The following is an 18,491-nucleotide window of genomic DNA, read 5'->3' on the forward strand; positions in this document are numbered from 1 at the left end:
AAAGAAGTTAGCGCATTAGTTCTTTGAAAACTAAACAAAACAGAAACGTCAACGTTAATTCTTTAGTCTTTATTTGAAAAGACAACTTATGAGCCAGGATCAAACTCTCCATATAAGAGTTGATTAAGCTCATAAGTTGTCTTTTCAAATAAAGACTAAAGAATTAACGTTGACGTTTCTGTTTTGTTTAGTTTTCAAAGAACTAATGCGCTAACTTCTTTCGAAGTGACAACGAAATTTATCTTATCATCTTCTCATAGGGAAGTCAACAATCTTTTTTTACTTTTTTCTGTTTGATGTCCAAACAGTTTTGAAAGCTTCTATTTGTTGCCTCCGCTCAGCGAATACCTCTAAGCGACAAAGACTATCTTACAATAATATAGACCCAGTAGTCAATACCTTAAATAAAAAAATGCATGCTCAATATTTTTTTTACAATTCCTGCGTGCATACAGCTTTACTTCTTTAAAGAATATACCTTTTAGCCCAGTTTTCCATAATGTATAGCATTTCAGCGCTCAATGGCTTTGAAAGACTCCCTTTATAAATTGACTTCAGCTTTATCATAGAAGTTTCTTCTTCCTGGTCCCTAAGGAGATGGTTCATCTTCAGCACATTATAGCTCTCAGCTGGACCATTCACTTTTTCAGCAAAATGATGCACATGATCAGGGTTTACTTGAACATCCTTCTTCCCGGTAATTGCAAGAACGGGACATGTAATCGCGGCCAAATCTTCTTTCATATTATATTGAAAATGCTCACGTGCCCATTTTGCATTAATCTTTGTAAATCCTTTCTTCATCACCGTCTCTTCAGATTCCATCATCTCATCAAAAACCTTTTTTTGTTTGGAGGCAGCTGTTTTATGAACTTTTAAAGCACGAAGGAGGACGCCATTAACTCCCTTCATCTCTTTAACTTCCTCTTCCAGCAGTCTTGCTTGTAATTCGGAAGCTTTTCTTATATTATCCGCCTGACCGGCAAGCAGGATAATTCCTGCAGCATCCGCCTGCCTATTAATAGGAGGAATTAAAGAGCATCCTTCGCTATGACCCAGCAGAAAAATTCTTTCAGGGTCGATTCCCGGCAGTTCTCGCGCCGTCTTCACAGCGGCTATCCCATCGTTAACTAAATCCCACATTCCTGTTTCATAAAAATCACCGTTGCTCGCACCTGCTCCCCGCTTGTCATATCTTAGAACCGCCACCCCAATGGATGAAAAAAAATCAGCAAGCATCTTATAAGCATTCATCTGCATAACCTTTGCATTGCCATCCCTGTCAACTGGGCCTGAGCCGTGAAATATAACAACAAGAGGAAGCTTTCCTTCTGACTCTTTCGGAAAGCTCACTGTTCCCTTTAGATTTACATCTGAATTGAAATCAATCTCACGTTCTTTCATTATCAATCACCCCTATGCAGCGACTTTACGTATAAGACGCTTACTAATAAATAAAGTTCAGTTTTTTTATAAATTTTTTTGAGGCAATACTAAAAGTAAATCTTATTTGCAGCAGAAAGGATTGATTTCATGCCAAAGAAAACAGCTTCAGCAGGCAGCGGCGAGGAGACCAAATTAGATACTGCAGGATCATCAAACTCAAAGGAAAAAAGTGAAAATGAAGTCAGCAAGCTGAATCGGATGTTAGCTGCTGTTTTAAATTATCTATCGGATGATGAGGTGGAAGAAATCGATATCGAATATCTGCTTGCAAATACCGAAGGCCTCCGGGAATGGTGGGACCGATACAGGGAAAATAATAAGAAACAAATCGAGGAAGAAATAAAAAAATCGCTTGGCTCTTTATCGCTGGAGGAGCTCGAGAGTATCCGCGAACAAATAAAGAGTAAATAGCTCAGCCACATAAAAAAGACTCGTTTGCCTAAAGCATACGAGTCCTGGTTTTTTTATTGTTCCACAAGCTCTCCGCCTGTTAATTCAATATGCCCTTCCCCCCAGTTGCACATTGCATCCAGGATCGGGCGAAGTGACCATCCATAATCTGTTAACGAATAGACAACCTTAGGAGGGACTTGATCAAAAACAGCACGGTTAACAACACCATCCGCTTCAAGCTCGCGCAGCTGCTGAGTCAGCATTTTTTGTGTAATCCCAGGCATAAGCCGTTTAAGCTCGCTAGTTCGCTTTTCACCTTTAATTAAATGGCACATAATTACAACTTTCCACTTCCCGCCAATCACATCTAATGTAGCTTCTACCGGAATATTGTATGCCAACTTCCTTCCCCCTCTGTTTGACAGGCACTAAAAAGTACCTACATTACTTTAAAGTGCGTACTGTTCATATAGAATCATGCCATCCATAATAGCATAAGGAAGCTTAAAACAAAATGGTGAAATTGACCATAGGTTACTTTTTAGTGCCTGCATTACTTTAAAGTACGTACTGTTCACCATGTTTGCCATGCTCCATAATATCTTTCATCAAGACTGTATGGCCAAGGCGCCTGGCTATGATGTCTTTGCTCCATCCCAAACTTTAAATATAAGGGGGATTCATTGCCAATGAGTTCTATTGCTATAGATACACAAAAAGAAAAAGGCGGCACTCCTGCCCTGCTTGCACTCGCAATTAGTGCATTCGGAATTGGAACCACAGAGTTTGTTCCTGTTGGGCTGCTGTCGACCATTTCAGGTGATTTGGGAATTTCCATAACATTGGCTGGTTTATTAATTTCCGGCTATGCCATGGGAGTTGCCATTGGAGCACCTGTACTAACTGCTTTGACCAGTAAAATGAACAGAAAGTCACTGCTCATGGGATTAATGATTTTGTTTATTATCGGAAATTCCGTCGCAGCCGTCTCCACCTCTTTTGCCCTTTTGCTGGCTGCACGTTTCATTACAGCTTTTTCACACGGCATCTTTTTTTCAATCGGCTCGACCATTGCCGCTGATTTAGTTCCTGAGAACAAACGCGCCAGTGCGATTGCCTTTATGTTCACTGGTTTAACTGTCGCAACCGTGACAGGTGTACCGCTCGGAACGTTTATCGGGCAGACATTTGGCTGGAGAGCTACTTTCTGGGGAGTGGCGCTGCTTGGGGTAATTGGAATTATCGCCAGTGCCATTCTTGTTCCAAAAGACCTAAAACAAGCACCGGCTTCCAGATTCAGTGAACAGCTGAAAATTCTAAGCAGCGGAAAACTGCTTTTAGCTTTTAGCATTACCGCATTGGGATATGGCGGAACCTTCGTTGCTTTTACCTACCTGACTCCGCTTCTCGAAGATGTAACAGGTTTTAGCGCAAAATGGGTGAGCATCATTCTGCTTGCTTACGGAGTGGCCGTGGCAATCGGCAATGTTCTTGGCGGAAAAGCTTCTGACAAAGATCCATTAAAGGCATTGTTTTGGATGTTTGCTCTGCAAGCCATTATTCTGGGCCTGCTAACCTTTGCAGCACCTTTTAAAATTATTGGGCTTATTGCTATTTTTCTAATGGGCTTATTTGCTTTCATGAATGTGCCAGGCCTTCAAATTCTGGTGGTAAACCTGGCTGAGAAATATGTTCCTTCTGCGGTCAATGTTGCTTCCGCTTTAAATATTGCAGCTTTTAACATCGGAATTGCCATTGGCTCATTTGCCGGGGGACTGATCGTCGATTCTATCGGCTTAATTCACACACCGTGGATTGGCGGAGTAATGGTGCTTGGGGCTGTAATTCTGACGGGATGGCTAAAAAAGCTTGAAAAACAAACTAACTAATTAATTAAGGAGTGTCTTATATGAATAAACTATCTTTATCAAGTACTGCATCACTTGCAAATGGAGTTAAAATGCCCAGGATTGGCCTTGGTGTATTTAAAGTGGAAAAGGAAGAAGAACTATTGACCGCTGTTAAAGCAGCAATTGAAATTGGCTATAGAAGCATCGACACAGCTTCCATCTACGGAAACGAGGAATGGGTGGGAGAAGCCATCCGCCAGTCTGGCTTTAATAGAGAGGAACTTTTTATCACTTCAAAAGTGTGGAACTCTGACCAGGGCTATGAAGCAACCCTTAAGGCATTTAACACCTCATTGAAAAAAATGGGACTTGAATATCTTGACCTTTATTTAATCCATTGGCCTGTTGAGGGAAAATACACAGAAACTTGGAGAGCACTGGAAGATTTATATAAAGAAGGTAAAATCAAAGCGATTGGCGTCAGCAACTTTCAGATCAGCCATTTAGAAAATCTATTGAAAACAGCTGAAATCAAACCAATGATTAATCAAATTGAATTGCACCCGAAATTGGCACAAACTGAACTTCGTGACTTTGCTGCCAAACATGATATGCACATTGAAGCGTGGGCCCCACTAATGCAAGGCGGATTATTCGAAAACGGGGTCCTGCATGAACTGGCTGCAAAACATGGAAAATCCGTTGCTCAAATTGTCCTAAGGTGGCACCTGCAAAACGGCATTATCGTCATCCCTAAGTCAACAAAACCTCATCGCATCAAAGAAAATGCAGATTTATTTGATTTTGAACTTTCTCAGCAAGAGATGGAATTGATTGATTCCTTAGATGCACATTTACGTGTTGGACCAGATCCCGACAATTTTGATTTCTAAATATAAGGAGACGAGGTGCATCAGGCTCCTCGTCTTTTCTTATTAACATGATCAGGTTACTAAATAAAACAGCCCCTAATGAACAAGATAAGAAGAAACAAGTTAAGTTATTTGAGAAAGATCCAGTGAGACAAAGGGGGTTCCTGCACAATGATTTTTTTTATTTACCTCGTGATCAATATGTTCGTATTGTTTCTTTTTATTAAACTAAAGAAACATCTGCATATATTGGAAACCTTCGTCTATTGGATGTTGAGCTCCTATCTCTTTCAAAATTTTTCAGCCCTTTGCTATATGAACTTCAAAACTCTCATCATTCCGGAACAACTAAGCTATGAATTCTCCCATTTCCTTAACCGAATTTTGCTATTCCCTGCCTTCATGGTCCTTTTTTTGAACTATTTTCTTATCCAGAAAGCATACAAGAGAAAGCTCCTCTTAATAATCTTTTTTATCTTGATCTTAGGGGGACTGGAGTGGCTTGGGCATAAAACAGGAGTGCTGATCCATATTCATTGGAAAATTTGGTGGTCATCTACTTTTTGGCTGCTGTCACTGCTTATTTTAATCGGCTTTATGAATTTTTTCCGGAAGATACTATATAGAGGAGTCTAGGCTGTATGAATGTAACATTTGATTGGAATGAAGGGTTCTTTATTTTGACTTCTGCAATTGTCATACTCTTATTTCTGCCGATCCGAAAGTACTTTCCTCCAGTTTTAGTTATAATCATATGGGTTTATAACCTTGCATTGGTTGCGACCATTGATTACTTTCTGCTGGCCACCCCTTTTCGGATGTATATATTTGGTGACAACCCTACTTATGAACTATCGGGAGCCCTTTTTCATTTTTTCATGTATCCCTGTTCCGCTCTGATTTTTTTATTTGGCTATGACCGCTGGGAACTCTATGGCAAGAGGTCTATTTGGTACATACTGGGCTGGAGTGCATTTTCCATAGTCTTTGAATGGCTTACTGTTAAAAATCATGCACTGACCTATACAGGATGGAAACTGGTCTATTCAATCCCGGTTTATCCGGCAGCGGCTGTCTTGCTCATTATTGTGTTTCGCTTTGCAAAAAAGAGACTTATGGATCCCGAGCTTGAGGCGTCTTCCAAAATAAATTAAAAAAGCAAGGAATGCCCCTGCTCTTTTCAATTTATTTAGTTGTTTTTAAAAGCGGCAATGTAATCTCTATTAATGTACCTTCACCAATCTTGCTTTTATAAACGATGCTTCCATGATGCTGCTTAATGATCTTATGGCAAATCATAAGTCCCAGGCCAGTCCCTTTTTCTTTTAATGTATAAAAAGGTTCACCAAGTCTCGGGAGAAATTCGTCAGGGATTCCACAGCCCTGGTCCTGAAAGGAGACAAGACATCCCCCGTCATTATTATCTGTGAGGGAAATTTCAATATCCCCTCCATTATCCATAGCCTCCATTGCGTTTTTTAAGATATTCAAAAAAACCTGCTTTATTTGATTTTTTTCACATGAAATTAAAAAATCACCATCTGCAAAATTCAGCTTGAACTGGATACCGTTCATATTCGCCTGAGGGGATAATAACTCTACTGTATTCTCTATAATATCTGTTAAATCAGCGGTGTCCATTTGTATGGCCTGCGGCTTTCCAAGCGAAAGCATTTCAGTGGTGATATTTTCAATGCGTTCCAATTCGCTAAGCAGCAATTCATTAATTTGGCTATTGTCGCTCCTATAAAGCTGCAGGAACCCTTTGATGGTTGTAAGCGGGTTTCGGATTTCATGGGCTACCCCGGCTGCGAGCTCCCCGACTATCGATAATTTCTCAGACTGCAAAAGAAATTCCTCTGCTTTTTTCCGCTCGGAAATATCTCTGCTGATCATAACAACATGCTCGATTACACCCTTTTCACCTTCAACCGGCATACAGCGTGATTCAAATTCAATCCAATGGCCCTCTCTGTGTTTTAGGCGGAACTCCATTGCCATGCGCTCATTATTTTCGAATATCCTTTGCATGCCAGCCTGAAAATTATCCGCTTCATCCGGATGAATAACAACATCCACTTCCAGCTTTTGCAGCTCCGGCACTTCATATCCTAAAACAAACTCATGTGATGGTGACAAATAACTCAAACTGCGATCCCTGTCCATTACCGCAATTAAGTCTGATGTATTTTCAGCGATCAGCCGGTATTTAGACTCACTTTCTTCCAGCGTCTTTTCCATCCGTTTTTTTTCTGTGATGATTCGTATCAATCTTTCATAGGATTCAATCAGTAAACTCCCAACAATGACACCAAGACCCACAAACAGAATATATTGCAGATGAAAAATAGGCTTGTCCCTAAAAACGTTAAAAATGATCGGCACCGTTATAATATAAATGACACAATATACACCATATAATATGGCCGTTTTTCTAACCGCCTTTAGGTGGCGGCTATATCTATGTATGACTGCAAAAGCAATCAAAATAAGGGATAATCCTATGATGGCTGGTAGCCAATTCTCACTGACTGCAAGCCTTGATACAAGGGCAATTATTCCGGTAATAAACCCTGCCCCTGGCCCCAAATAGGAAAATGCCAAAATCAGAATGGCGTAACGAATATCATAGGAATAACCCTGCTCGTTAAAAGATAAACCCACAAGAATGGCAGAAATAATTCCTGCATACAGGCCGCCCAAAAGATGCAGGTCCTTAAGCGGTTTATGATTGATAAACGAGCGGAGAATTAAAGGCACACTGACCAATAATGAAAAAATGGAGAGATTAACAATGTAGTCTAATAGTATCAATGAGGCTCCCACCTATTTTGAGAAATTCTTAATATTCTTTCTTTATCATAAACCAGAGGTGATGACCTTTCCACTACTATTTTAGGAGCCTCTAAAGGATATGCTGGAACTGATTTAAAAAGGGCCAATCCATGGAAGGATAGGCCCTTTTTCGTTACACTTTCTTCACAAACTCCGACTTCAGCTTCATGGCGCCAAAGCCATCGATTTTACATTCAATATCATGATCCCCATCAACGATGCGAATATTTTTAACCTTGGTTCCAATCTTAATTACAGAAGAAGTGCCTTTCACTTTAAGATCTTTAATGACTGATACCGTATCTCCATCAGTAAGTACATTCCCATTTGAATCCTTAATCACCTTTTCGTCCTCAAGACTGGTGATTTCTGATTCAGCTGTCCACTCATGTGCACATACCGGGCATACAAAGAGCAGCCCGTCCTCGTATGTATACTCTGAACTGCATTTCGGGCAATTAGGCAAGCTAGACATTTCGTTTTCCTCCATTACTCAGCATTTTTTTCCTTTTAGCCATGAATATGAATATCATGATTGCCGCAATAATAACGAATGCTAAAACAGTATATAAAATATATGTTGGATCTTCATTCACATCCTGTGGAATAAACCGATTGGCAATAGGGCCCGCAGACAAAAACAGGGGAATTATAATTGTAAACCATGTTCTTGTATAAATGGCAGAAACAATAAATATGACCGCACAAACTGCCACAATTACATTATTCTGAAAGGGCGTTGCTGTAAAAACCGGCTCAAACCCCTGTTTCTGATTCCAAAGTAAAACCATAATCATTAAGCCTGTCACAGCCACGCTGGCTCCTAATAGAAGAACTGCACTCCACTTGGAATGAAGAAATTTAGGCAGCACTCTGAAGATCAGAAGGCTATAAGCTCCAACTGCAATTGATCCTGCGATAACAGCGATCCAAAGTGTACCTTTGGATAATGAAAAGTTCCCTTCAATTGCAGGACCTACGCTGATATAAGCACCCAGCAAAAGGATCATCAGCGGCAGCAGCCCCGCCATCTGACGATAATCGGTACTCATTGATTCTCCGATGCTTTTCATATATTGCTTTGGGCTATCTCCAATAATATGAGACACATCTTTCCCATCGGCTTCAGCTTCAATTAAATGCACTTCAAGCTCTTCTGTTATTTCATTTATTTCTTCATCATTTTTCCCTTTTGACATGAGATAAAAACGAAGCTCTGTCAAAAACTGTTCAGACTCTTTTGAGACCATTCTTCATACCCCCTTTTTATTCAATACATTGCCAACAGATGAACTAACCTGTTCCCAGCGCCCAATAAATAGCTCCAGCTCCTGCTCGCCTTTTTCAGTTAATGTGTAATATTTTCGTTTAGGTCCAGCTGTTGATTTTCGCAAAGTAGCACTGATCAGTCCTTCCTTTTGCATACGCAGAAGAAGCGGATAAATGGTGCCCTCGCTCAATGAACGAAATCCATATGACTCCAATTTCGCCGCCAATTCATACCCATATATCTCCCCTTCTTTAATTATGGCTAATAAACATCCGTCCAGAATTCCTTTTAACATTTGCGTGGTATCTGACATTGACCTTGCTCCTCCCACTACCTTGTATTACAAGATATTTATCTGCAGTTAAATACCTTGCAATACAAGATATACTCTTACTTTAACTCTCACTTTGTTGTAATGCAAGGTATTTTTGTAAAAACCAGGTAATTTATTACTCTAATCAATCAAACATTTGATTGAACTATTTTTAATGCCATATCGATTGTTTTTAGCCGAAGAGGGGATAATAAGTTAATGTGGACCAGTTCCTGATCATTGGCCGCCGTTTTTAAACACATTCTCAATTATAAACTTAAATCTCATATTAGTTGAGATTGATGCAGGCAAAAAAAGGGTAATTAATAGAAGAAAGAGTTATACTGTTATTAACGAGCTCAATGCCGTTTTGAAAGTTCCATTTCGTACTGATTCCACCCAAGAAAAAGCAGAATTAAACATTGGAGTCTTATTGGGTCATTTATAGTTTCCGCCCTCTAACCGAAAAGGAGCAAATTTTCACAGCTTATCCCTTGACAAAAAATATACCGTATATGATAATTATTACCGAATTAGAATTATTATTAAATAGTTCGCTATTTAATTAATAATCATATCACTCAACCATTTAAGGAGGAATTTAATCATGGCATTAATCGGTTCAGAAGTACTACCATTCGCAGCAAAAGCTTACCATAACGGTGATTTCATCGATGTTACTGAAGAAAACTTCAAAGGAAAGTGGAGCGTAGTATGCTTCTACCCAGCAGACTTCACATTCGTATGCCCTACTGAATTAGAAGACCTTCAAAATGAATATGCAACTTTAAAAGATATGGGTGCAGAAGTTTATTCTGTATCAACTGATACTCACTTCACTCATAAAGCATGGCACGATAACTCAGAAACAATCAACAAGATTGAATACGTTATGATTGGTGATCCTAACCAAAGAATTTCCCGCAACTTCGAAGTTCTGAACGAAGAAGATGGACTGGCTGAACGCGGAACATTCATCATCGATCCAGATGGCATCATCCAAACTGTTGAAATCAACGCTGGCGGAATTGGCCGTGACGCAAGCCAGGTTGTAAGCAAGCTTAAAGCAGCTCAATATGTACGCAACAACCCAGGTGAAGTTTGCCCGGCTAAGTGGAAAGAAGGATCTGAAACACTTAAGCCAAGCCTTGATCTAGTAGGTAAAATCTAAGGAGCACGATAATCATGTTACTTGATGCAGATATAAAAGCACAATTAGCTCAATATCTTCAGATGATGGAGGGCGAAATCCTTCTAAAAGTCAGCGCTGGATCAGATAAAGTATCCAGCGACATGCTGGCTTTAGTAGATGAGCTAGCCAATATGTCCTCCCACATTAAAGTTGAGCGCACTGAATTACAAAGGACGCCAAGCTTTAGTGTAAATCGTCCAGGTGAGGATACTGGCATTACCTTTGCCGGCATTCCTCTTGGACATGAATTTACTTCCTTAGTGCTTGCTCTGCTTCAAGTTAGCGGAAGGGCACCTAAGGTTGATCAGAAAGTCATCGACCAGGTGAAGAAGATTGAGGGCGAATATCGTTTTGAAACTTATGTCAGCTTAAGCTGCCACAACTGCCCTGATGTAGTACAGGCTCTTAACGTCATGAGTGTTCTTAACCCTAATATCTCACACACAATGATCGATGGTGCTGCTTACAAAGAAGAAGTAGATGCTAAAGAAATCATGGCAGTGCCGACAGTTCATCTAAATGGCGAATCATTCGGCAGCGGCCGTATGTCCCTTGAAGAAATTCTAGCGAAAATGGGGACAGGCCCTGACGCATCAGAATTTGCAGATAAGGATCCTTATGATGTGCTTGTCATTGGCGGCGGCCCTGCGGGATCAAGCGCGGCAATCTATGCTGCACGCAAAGGAATCCGCACCGGCATCGTTGCTGAACGCTTTGGCGGCCAGGTAATGGATACTTTAGGCATCGAAAACTTTATCAGTGTGAAGCACACAGAAGGCCCTAAGCTTGTTGCAAGCCTCGAAGAACACGTGAAAGATTATGGCATCGATGTCATGAATCTGCAGCGTGCAAAGAGCCTTGAAAAGAAGGACCTTGTTGAAGTCGAACTTGAAAACGGTGCTGTACTGAAAAGTAAATCAGTCATCCTTTCAACTGGTGCACGCTGGAGAAATGTCAACGTGCCAGGTGAAGCAGAGTTCAAAAACAAAGGGGTTGCTTACTGCCCTCACTGTGATGGCCCATTATTTGAAGGCAAAGACGTAGCTGTTATCGGCGGAGGCAACTCCGGTGTTGAAGCAGCCATTGACCTTGCAGGGATTGTTAACCATGTAACGGTTATCGAATTCAATCCTGAATTGAAAGCAGATGCCGTTCTGCAGGAACGTCTGAATAGCCTTCCAAACGTAACGGTTGTCACAAATGCTCAGACAACTGAAATTACCGGAACTGACAAAGTAAACGGTATTTCATATATGGATCGTGAGACAGAAAAACAGCACCATGTTGAACTGCAAGGTGTATTTGTCCAAATCGGCCTGGTTCCTAACACAGATTGGTTAGGCGACCAGATCGAGCGTACCCGCTTCGGCGAAATCGTTGTGGACAAGCGCGGTGCCACAAACATCCCTGGTGTATTTGCTGCAGGAGACTGTACAGACAGTGCCTACAAGCAAATCATTATCTCCATGGGATCCGGTGCTACTGCAGCTCTTGGTGCGTTTGACTACTTGATCCGCAATTAATTTTCAACCTTACCGCTTACTGCATTTGGCAGGAGCGGTTTTTTTATTTCGTTATTTACTCTTAATTATTGTATTGAACACCAGGAGACATTTGTTCGGACTCATTCTTTCTTAGTTCTCCTTCCCCTGTCCGAATGAGCACTGTTCGGACTCACTGCCTCGGTTTTCTCCTACTCCTGTCTGAATGAACACCACTAAGTTGAAAAGCACTGCCTATAACCACTTCCACCTATTTCAATCAAACGTTTGATTGAAATAGAAAAAGAGCACAGATATAGCCTGTGCCCCTTCATTCTTATCAGTGTACCAATAAGCCTTCTTAATATTTCTTCTCAAGTGTTGGCCAAAGTATTTACCTTTCTACAGCAAAAAAGGAATGCCGCCTTAAAGCAGCATTCCTTTTGACTTTAATTCACCGCCATCCTCCCCAGCGGACCATTTTCTTCAATAATATTCTGCAAATCATAAACGGAAATCGGAAACATAGGGAATCCATAGGCATATGGCGTTATTTCATAGAGCTGGAAATAGATGATCAGTGCTTTGTCTGCTATATAAAAGTCCTGGTCAGGCCTGATGGCTTTAAAGTCTACAAGCAGCGGAATGTCACGCTGTTTAATTTGAATTGAGATCAGCTCAGACAGGCGTTTTACATAATCACTGCCCGGCTTAAATAAATCCTTTAAGGAAACCTGCTTCCCTTTTTGCAGATCAAACGTCAAAGATTTTATAACTGTCATACCATGTGCCGCATGATAATGATACACGTAATTGAATAAAGACAAGCTCAAGACGTCTCGCTGATTATTTTTAATCTCATAGTATCCATACAAATCAACCACGGTTGTATCCATATTGCCTGTTTGCTCATTAATGAGCTGCTGGTTTTCACGAACAATAGCACTGTTGATAACATGCTGAAGCTGCTTATTTTGCATTCTTGTTACACGGGGATAATAAACGACTTTAGTCGGCCCGGTGCTGATTGTCATCGTTTTGATGCCTACCGGAAAGTTGATTGCCACGGCTATCCATCCTTTTTGGTTTTTTAAAACATCCTATTCATCGGATAGGCGCTAAGGTGCATAACAGGTAATGGAAGTTTCAATGTTATATAATGAAATCGATATATAAGAGACAGGAGCACATAAAATGGATAAAAAGCAAAAAAGCCTTAAACCATTCATTTCACTCATACTATCAACAAAAATTCCAAAGACTGCCCTCATCATTGGTTTAACAGCCAGCATTTTAACCACCTTGACTGGCCTTCTCGTACCGTTGCTGACCAAAAATCTGGTGGATGGTTTTTCTGTTGAATCTTTAAGCGTTCCGCTCATAATCGGAATTGGGGCAGCCTTTATTGTCCAGGCCATCATCAGCGGAATCTCCATCTACCTGCTCAGCTATGTCGGCCAAAAAGTGGTGGCACGCCTTCGGGACCGGATGTGGATGAAGCTCATAAGGCTGCCGGTCAGTTACTTCGATAAGCAATCCAGCGGCCAGACTGTCAGCCGTGTAGTTAATGATACTAGCATAGTCAGGGAGCTGATTACCAATCACTTCCCGCAATTTATCACCGGGATTATCAGTATTATCGGTGCAATTATTATCCTGCTTGTGATGGACTGGAAAATGACACTGCTGATGCTCACTTCAGTTCCTATTACACTGGCAATTATGATTCCACTTGGCCGAAAGATGGCTAAAATATCTCGGGGCCTTCAAGATGAAACTGCCATCTTTACCGGAAACATTACCCAAACACTCGGTGAAATTCGCTTAATGAAGTCTTCTACTGCAGAACAAAATGAAGAAGAAAAAGGATTGGATGGCATCGACAAACTTCTTGGATACGGTTTGCGGGAAGCCCGCATTTTTGCGATGATTGGCCCGACTATGTACCTGATCATGATGGTTGTTATCGTCATGATCATCGCCTATGGAGGCATGCGTGTGGCCAGCGGAACGATGTCAACGGGTTCTCTTGTAGCCTTTTTGCTGTACTTATTCCAGATTATTATGCCAATCACCTCATTTGCGATGTTTTTTACTCAGCTGCAAAAGGCAAAAGGCGCCACTGAACGGATCATAGAAATTTTGGAGGAGCCGTTAGAAGATGGCCAAGATGGCATCGAAATGGATATCAGCAGCAAGCCGATTTTAATCGATAACGTCTCATTCTCCTATAGCGCAGAAGAGAGTGTTCTGGAAAATATCTCACTGGAAGCCCAGCCGGGTCAGATGATTGCACTGGCAGGTCCAAGCGGAAGCGGAAAAACCACCCTGTTTGGTTTGCTTGAACGATTTTACGAGCCAACGGATGGAGAAATTAAAATTGGCGATACACCCATCCAGGAGATATCCCTTAAATCCTGGCGCAGCCAAATTGGCTATGTTTCACAGGAAAGTGCCATGATGGCAGGTACAATCCGTGAGAATTTATGCTATGGGCTGGAAAATTCCAAAAGCATCACAGATGAGGAATTATGGGAAGTTGCGAAAATGGCATACGCCGATCAATTCATTGCCGATTTTCCAAAGGGGCTTGATACTGAAGTTGGTGAGCGGGGTGTGAAGCTTTCCGGAGGACAAAGGCAGCGTATTGCTATAGCGCGGGCATTCCTGCGCGACCCTAAAATATTGATGATGGACGAAGCTACCGCGAGCCTGGACAGCCAATCTGAAGGCATCGTCCAGCAGGCACTTACCCGCCTAATGGAAGGCCGGACAACTTTCGTCATCGCCCACCGCCTTTCCACAATTGTCGACGCAGACCGGATTGTTTTCATCGAAAAAGGTCATGTCACAGGCATCGGCACACATTCCGAATTGACACAATCACATGATCTATATCGTGAATTTGCCGAGCAGCAGCTTGCATAAGATGTGGCCAGTCTATCAAAGACTGGCCTTTTTACTGCAAATCTTGATTCTGACCCTATTAAAACCGAAATCTTATGATAAAATGTGACAAATTATCCATATAAACAAGAAGATGAATTCCTTATAATGGAATTAAGATCTCAGTTAGTCATGCCAATCCAAAAGGAGGCTAAAGACTATGTCAACAGATCACACACTTAACATGCTTGAAACCTTGAAATATTATTGTGACTCTCAAATCACTCAGACCTTTTCAAATGACAAACAGCAGGTTTTATCAGTCTGTTATTTGAAAAACAATCATTCTTTTGAAATTACCTACACAGAAACGAATATAAAGAAAAATTTCCGCCACATTGAGTCAGCGGCAGAAGCAATCGAAAAAGCTTTAAGGTGATTAAAGCTTTTTTGATTGTTCTCTTCCATGTAATTTTCGAGATGCAGGATACTACTCCCTGCACCTTTTCATTTAAGGGGAAATCGTACTGCAGCCTAAATCAATCAAACGTTTGATTGATTTTTTACTGCCTGTTATAAGGCATTCTCTGCCTGAAGAACTCTCATAATTTCCTTACTGTCTTTTGTCAGTATGTCTTTCATATTTGGTCCAAACCATTCCAGGGAAGCATCCATTTCTATCAAATTCGAAGCCTCTCTTAAGAACACCCTGTAATCTACCGCTCCTTCAAATAATGAAACCATGCCTTCCCTGCTGCCCGCTGCTGCATAGACATTATTAGGGGCAAACACGCCCAGCTGGGAGCGGGACTGAATATTCTTAAAATGAAAGTGCGAAATATATGGCCGCAGCTGTTTTAGTGCAAAGAGCGGGTCCACTCCTGATTCCCATATATGAAGCACATCAAAATTAACCCTTAGCGCTGAATGGTCCGTTTCCTCAATGAGCTGAAGCGTAGAGGATGGGTTGTCTGTCAGGGTATTAGGATGAGTTTCAACCAGAAGCATCTGCCCCTCGGCTTCAGCCATTTTGCAGAGCATTTTCATACGTGAAACCAATTCGATTCTTTCCAGCCTGCTGATATCCGCACTGCCTTTTGTCCCGGCAAACGTCCTTACTTTCTTCGTTCCCCACCTATGCGCCAGTGCACATAATCTTTGCATTTCTGTCATTAAAACCGGAAGAGGCGCATCAAGAGGCAAATAGTCGCTCAGCATGGTCGTTTCAAGATTATAGGAACTTAGCCACTCACTGCCATAATGAATATCTTCCGCCAGGTTTTTGGCATGTACACCCCATAGTTCTATCCCCTGGAATCCATTTGTCTGGGCATAGTGTGCGATTTGGTCAATGGACTGAAGATGATGCCGGAATGAGATGGTGCAGAGAGATAGCTTCATAGAATTGCCTCCTTCATATTTGTGGATCGCTGCATTTTAATCCAGGCTTCAAAGCTTTTCTGCAATCCCTGCTTGATTTTAAACTCCAGGATATTCAATTCATCCAATTTTAAAGAGATTTCATTTTTCAAACTCAGGTTTCCTGTCATGGCAAGCTTCATCGCCCGATATTGGATAACGGTATATCCCTTTACCAGCTTCTCAATTTCATTACACCAGGCTTCAAAGCCTTCCTCATCATACCCAAGTGAATCCCAGAAAAACGCAAATGCATGTTCATAGGCATATTTTCGGATGGAAAGGACTGGGAGTTCCCTTAATGCGAATGTCAATCCTGATAGAGGATGGTTTTCGCATCCGGATGTATATAGGTCGACAATCCTTCCAACAGCATCAGTCATTGGGTTGCAGTCAAGCTTAATGCATGTATTAAAATATGCCTCCACTGTTTCTGCAGATGGGGGAATGATATCGGCTGCATCAAAGAAATATCCCCCTTCAGCAGAAGGATCCTCAATAGCTGCCAAAATCCTCTCCTTCGGCAGAATCCCTTCCCAGCGGAAGTCCGGATCATACATAAACCATTCCTCTTCGTTCCCTGTCAATTCCAGCATCACATAATGAGGAAATGGGCTTTGATGAAACTTATTCTCCCTTTCAGGCAGCTTTGACAAATCCAGCATCACCATCACATACTGTTGGTGCTTCTTGTTCTCAAGCAGGCTTAGAAGCTTATTTATATTTTCCTGTTTGCTGCGTTTCTCGTCATACCATCTATAAAGCTTAATTCCATACAGCATTTCATACCACTGGTGGAAAAAATCATGGTCAATCCGTTTGGAATGATAGGTCAGAACTCCATTATCCAATACATCGAAATCAGCATCCCATACTCCGAAATAATAAGGTCTGTGATCGGCCCCTTCCGTCTTTTTGACTGCCTCGCATACACAGCTCACAAAACAATGGACTTTAATCATAAGAAGCCTCCGCTGTGACAGGCTTCTGCAGGCGATTCAGAAAGTCGGCCAGGCTTCCTGCGGTTCTGAAATCTTTAGGCACCAGCATTTCATCCGGGATATCAAAGCCAAGATCCACTTCCAAATGAAGAATAAGCTGCAGGATCATGATGGAATCCATATATAAATCTTCATTTAAACGGGCATCCTCATGAAAGGCAGCCATCGACGGCAGTTCTAATTGATGCAGCATAATATCGTATAAGGCCTGTAAAATTTCTTCTCTTGTCATGCCAGCACTCCTTCTCCCAGCCTTTTCCTGCTGATTTTGCCATTCGGGAGCTTTTCGATTTCTTCTGTTTGGATAAATTCCATCGGGATTTGGTAAGGAGCGAGATATTCCCTGCACCACTCCCGCAGTTCCTGCTCCTCTATAGGCTGGGTGCATATATACTGTGCACAGACTCTTTCTCCGGAAAGCGGATGGATTTTTTTATAAACCACTGCTTCGGCAATTCTTGGCTCTGCCATCAGAACATCTTCCACCTCTTGCGGATATACGTTCAATCCCGCTACATTAATGGTGTCATCCATTCTTGCAAGAAATGACAGGACACCGTCTTCCACATAGCCAAGGTCCTTAGTAAAGATGGTTTTTTCAGAATCACGGATGATAATTTCACCAGGGTATTCTCTGCTTCCAGCTTCCACATTAACATGAGGAAGCGGATAGCCCATTTCACGGGGGTCACTTACATCCGGGTGAATGGCCACACACCCTGCCTCAGAACATCCATACTGCTGAAGAACCCTGTTTGAAATATTCTTTAAGGATTCCAGCCAGCCAGATGGCATTAGGGTGCCCGATGTCATCACACAATCGAACCGCGCGCCATCCCCAATCAAAAGAGTTAATGCATGCAAAAGCGCGGGAGCTCCATAGAGAATATGCTTCGGATGTTCCTTTATTTTTTTTAGCACATACTTAGGGTTCATATTTGACAGAATGACCGGCTCTGCACCGCGCCTTAAGCTTGCAAATACACCGCAGATCAACCCATATGAATGAGTAACCGGACAGGCAACAATAGATGTTGTCTGATGATCTGCCGGCAATACAGACACATAGCTTTCCAGTTCTAACTCGATGGAATCCCAGCTGCGTTCAATGCACTTAGGTGCACCGGTCGTACCCGAACTCATTTGGACCAGAACACCTTCACGGATATTTTTTTGTTCTGACAGTTCGACCGGTGAATGAATATTTCCGTAAAGCAAGATATGGCTTCCAGCCGATGAAGCCATTCGGATTGCCCCTTCTTTCGGCACGGAGGGATGAATCGGAACAATGGATCCCCCTTTTCTGCGTACAAATAAACAAAGAGCGAGCCATTGAAACACATCCGGCATGCAAACAGCTAATCTTCTATTCCCGCAATCTCTTAAATGAGGAGTGTTTTCAAATTCTGAATATTGCTGCTCAAGATTATCCAATGTATAGTATTGATCATTTACAAAAAACATCTCAATTCTCCTTTTGATGATTATCTTAAAGTGAAACTTCAATCAGTGGGATGCCTTCCCCCACTGATT

19 protein-coding genes are annotated in these 18,491 nt (G+C 41.7%); 8 read left to right on the top strand and 11 right to left on the bottom strand.

Annotation, left to right across the window (positions count from 1 at the left end):
* Positions 1-465 precede the first annotated feature (465 nt).
* Complete coding sequence (locus tag ACEQ1T_RS14420; protein ID WP_370223470.1) at positions 466-1,404, bottom strand: alpha/beta hydrolase; 939 nt, start codon at positions 1,402-1,404, stop codon at positions 466-468.
* A 129-nt stretch (positions 1,405-1,533) separates the two neighbouring features.
* Between ACEQ1T_RS14420 and ACEQ1T_RS14425 the strand changes: the two genes are divergently transcribed.
* Positions 1,534-1,857: a hypothetical protein gene (locus ACEQ1T_RS14425; RefSeq protein WP_370223471.1), complete on the top strand. Its 324-nt coding sequence runs from the start codon at positions 1,534-1,536 to the stop codon at positions 1,855-1,857.
* 53 nt (positions 1,858-1,910) lie between these two features.
* Here ACEQ1T_RS14425 and ACEQ1T_RS14430 read toward each other — a convergent pair whose 3' ends face one another.
* Positions 1,911-2,240 carry a helix-turn-helix domain-containing protein gene (locus ACEQ1T_RS14430; RefSeq protein ID WP_009335863.1) on the bottom strand — a complete coding sequence of 110 codons (330 nt, stop codon included), beginning with the start codon at positions 2,238-2,240 and terminating at the stop codon, positions 1,911-1,913.
* 288 nt (positions 2,241-2,528) lie between these two features.
* Between ACEQ1T_RS14430 and ACEQ1T_RS14435 the strand changes: the two genes are divergently transcribed.
* From ACEQ1T_RS14435 to ACEQ1T_RS14445, 3 genes are all read left to right on the top strand, one after another.
* Positions 2,529-3,728 (top strand): MFS transporter, encoded by a 1,200-nt coding sequence (locus tag ACEQ1T_RS14435; protein WP_206845252.1) that lies wholly within the window; start codon positions 2,529-2,531, stop codon positions 3,726-3,728.
* A gap of 20 nt (positions 3,729-3,748) precedes the next feature.
* A complete protein-coding gene (locus tag ACEQ1T_RS14440) occupies positions 3,749-4,582 on the top strand; it encodes an aldo/keto reductase (RefSeq protein ID WP_206845254.1) in 834 nt (277 codons plus the stop codon).
* 620 nt (positions 4,583-5,202) lie between these two features.
* The gene (locus tag ACEQ1T_RS14445; protein WP_370223473.1) at positions 5,203-5,715 is read left to right on the top strand and encodes a hypothetical protein; all 513 of its coding nucleotides are present in this window, start codon (positions 5,203-5,205) and stop codon (positions 5,713-5,715) included.
* A 31-nt stretch (positions 5,716-5,746) separates the two neighbouring features.
* On the opposite strand, the gene ACEQ1T_RS14450 is transcribed toward ACEQ1T_RS14445, so the two are convergent.
* The 4 genes from ACEQ1T_RS14450 to ACEQ1T_RS14465 form a co-directional block, all read right to left on the bottom strand.
* A complete protein-coding gene (locus ACEQ1T_RS14450; RefSeq protein WP_370223474.1) occupies positions 5,747-7,375 on the bottom strand; it encodes an ATP-binding protein in 1,629 nt (542 codons plus the stop codon).
* 154 nt (positions 7,376-7,529) lie between these two features.
* Positions 7,530-7,871, bottom strand: coding sequence for a zinc ribbon domain-containing protein YjdM (locus ACEQ1T_RS14455; RefSeq protein ID WP_206845261.1), 342 nt, complete (start codon positions 7,869-7,871; stop codon positions 7,530-7,532).
* Complete coding sequence (locus tag ACEQ1T_RS14460; protein WP_370223475.1) at positions 7,864-8,646, bottom strand: DUF1129 family protein; 783 nt, start codon at positions 8,644-8,646, stop codon at positions 7,864-7,866. Before ACEQ1T_RS14460 ends, ACEQ1T_RS14455 begins: the two co-directional genes overlap by 8 nt.
* 3 nt (positions 8,647-8,649) lie before the next feature.
* Positions 8,650-8,979, bottom strand: coding sequence for a PadR family transcriptional regulator (locus ACEQ1T_RS14465; protein ID WP_206845264.1), 330 nt, complete (start codon positions 8,977-8,979; stop codon positions 8,650-8,652).
* A gap of 607 nt (positions 8,980-9,586) precedes the next feature.
* Here ACEQ1T_RS14465 and ahpC point away from each other — a divergent pair.
* Complete coding sequence (ahpC, locus tag ACEQ1T_RS14470) at positions 9,587-10,150, top strand: alkyl hydroperoxide reductase subunit C (RefSeq protein ID WP_009335870.1); 564 nt, start codon at positions 9,587-9,589, stop codon at positions 10,148-10,150.
* Positions 10,151-10,164: 14 nt separating this feature from the next.
* Complete coding sequence (gene ahpF, locus ACEQ1T_RS14475) at positions 10,165-11,694, top strand: alkyl hydroperoxide reductase subunit F (RefSeq protein ID WP_370223477.1); 1,530 nt, start codon at positions 10,165-10,167, stop codon at positions 11,692-11,694.
* Between the two features lie 407 nt (positions 11,695-12,101).
* On the opposite strand, the gene ACEQ1T_RS14480 is transcribed toward ahpF, so the two are convergent.
* A complete protein-coding gene (locus ACEQ1T_RS14480; protein ID WP_370223478.1) occupies positions 12,102-12,719 on the bottom strand; it encodes a DUF3298 domain-containing protein in 618 nt (205 codons plus the stop codon).
* Between the two features lie 127 nt (positions 12,720-12,846).
* Between ACEQ1T_RS14480 and ACEQ1T_RS14485 the strand changes: the two genes are divergently transcribed.
* Together ACEQ1T_RS14485 and ACEQ1T_RS14490 are read left to right on the top strand one after the other, a co-directional pair.
* Entirely contained in the window at positions 12,847-14,580 is a 1,734-nt protein-coding gene (locus tag ACEQ1T_RS14485; RefSeq protein WP_206845269.1) for an ABC transporter ATP-binding protein, read from the top strand.
* A 178-nt stretch (positions 14,581-14,758) separates the two neighbouring features.
* Positions 14,759-14,977, top strand: coding sequence for a hypothetical protein (locus ACEQ1T_RS14490; RefSeq protein ID WP_206845272.1), 219 nt, complete (start codon positions 14,759-14,761; stop codon positions 14,975-14,977).
* 134 nt (positions 14,978-15,111) lie between these two features.
* Here the strand turns inward: ACEQ1T_RS14490 and ACEQ1T_RS14495 are convergent, their stop codons facing one another.
* The 4 genes from ACEQ1T_RS14495 to ACEQ1T_RS14510 are packed head-to-tail and all read right to left on the bottom strand — an operon-like array spanning position 15,112 to position 18,422.
* Positions 15,112-15,939 (bottom strand): sugar phosphate isomerase/epimerase family protein, encoded by an 828-nt coding sequence (locus tag ACEQ1T_RS14495; protein ID WP_370223480.1) that lies wholly within the window; start codon positions 15,937-15,939, stop codon positions 15,112-15,114.
* The gene (locus ACEQ1T_RS14500; RefSeq protein WP_370223481.1) at positions 15,936-16,919 is read right to left on the bottom strand and encodes a DUF6005 family protein; all 984 of its coding nucleotides are present in this window, start codon (positions 16,917-16,919) and stop codon (positions 15,936-15,938) included. Before ACEQ1T_RS14500 ends, ACEQ1T_RS14495 begins: the two co-directional genes overlap by 4 nt.
* A complete protein-coding gene (gene asbD, locus ACEQ1T_RS14505; protein ID WP_370223482.1) occupies positions 16,912-17,190 on the bottom strand; it encodes a petrobactin biosynthesis protein AsbD in 279 nt (92 codons plus the stop codon). Before asbD ends, ACEQ1T_RS14500 begins: the two co-directional genes overlap by 8 nt.
* On the bottom strand, positions 17,187-18,422 hold the full coding sequence (locus ACEQ1T_RS14510) for an AMP-binding protein (protein ID WP_370223484.1): 1,236 nt from the start codon (positions 18,420-18,422) through the stop codon (positions 17,187-17,189). The genes asbD and ACEQ1T_RS14510 overlap by 4 nt, the downstream gene beginning before the upstream one ends.
* Positions 18,423-18,491 lie beyond the last annotated feature (69 nt).

Source organism: Cytobacillus sp., assembly GCF_964223445.1.
Classification (GTDB): Bacteria; Bacillota; Bacilli; order Bacillales; family Cytobacillaceae; genus Cytobacillus.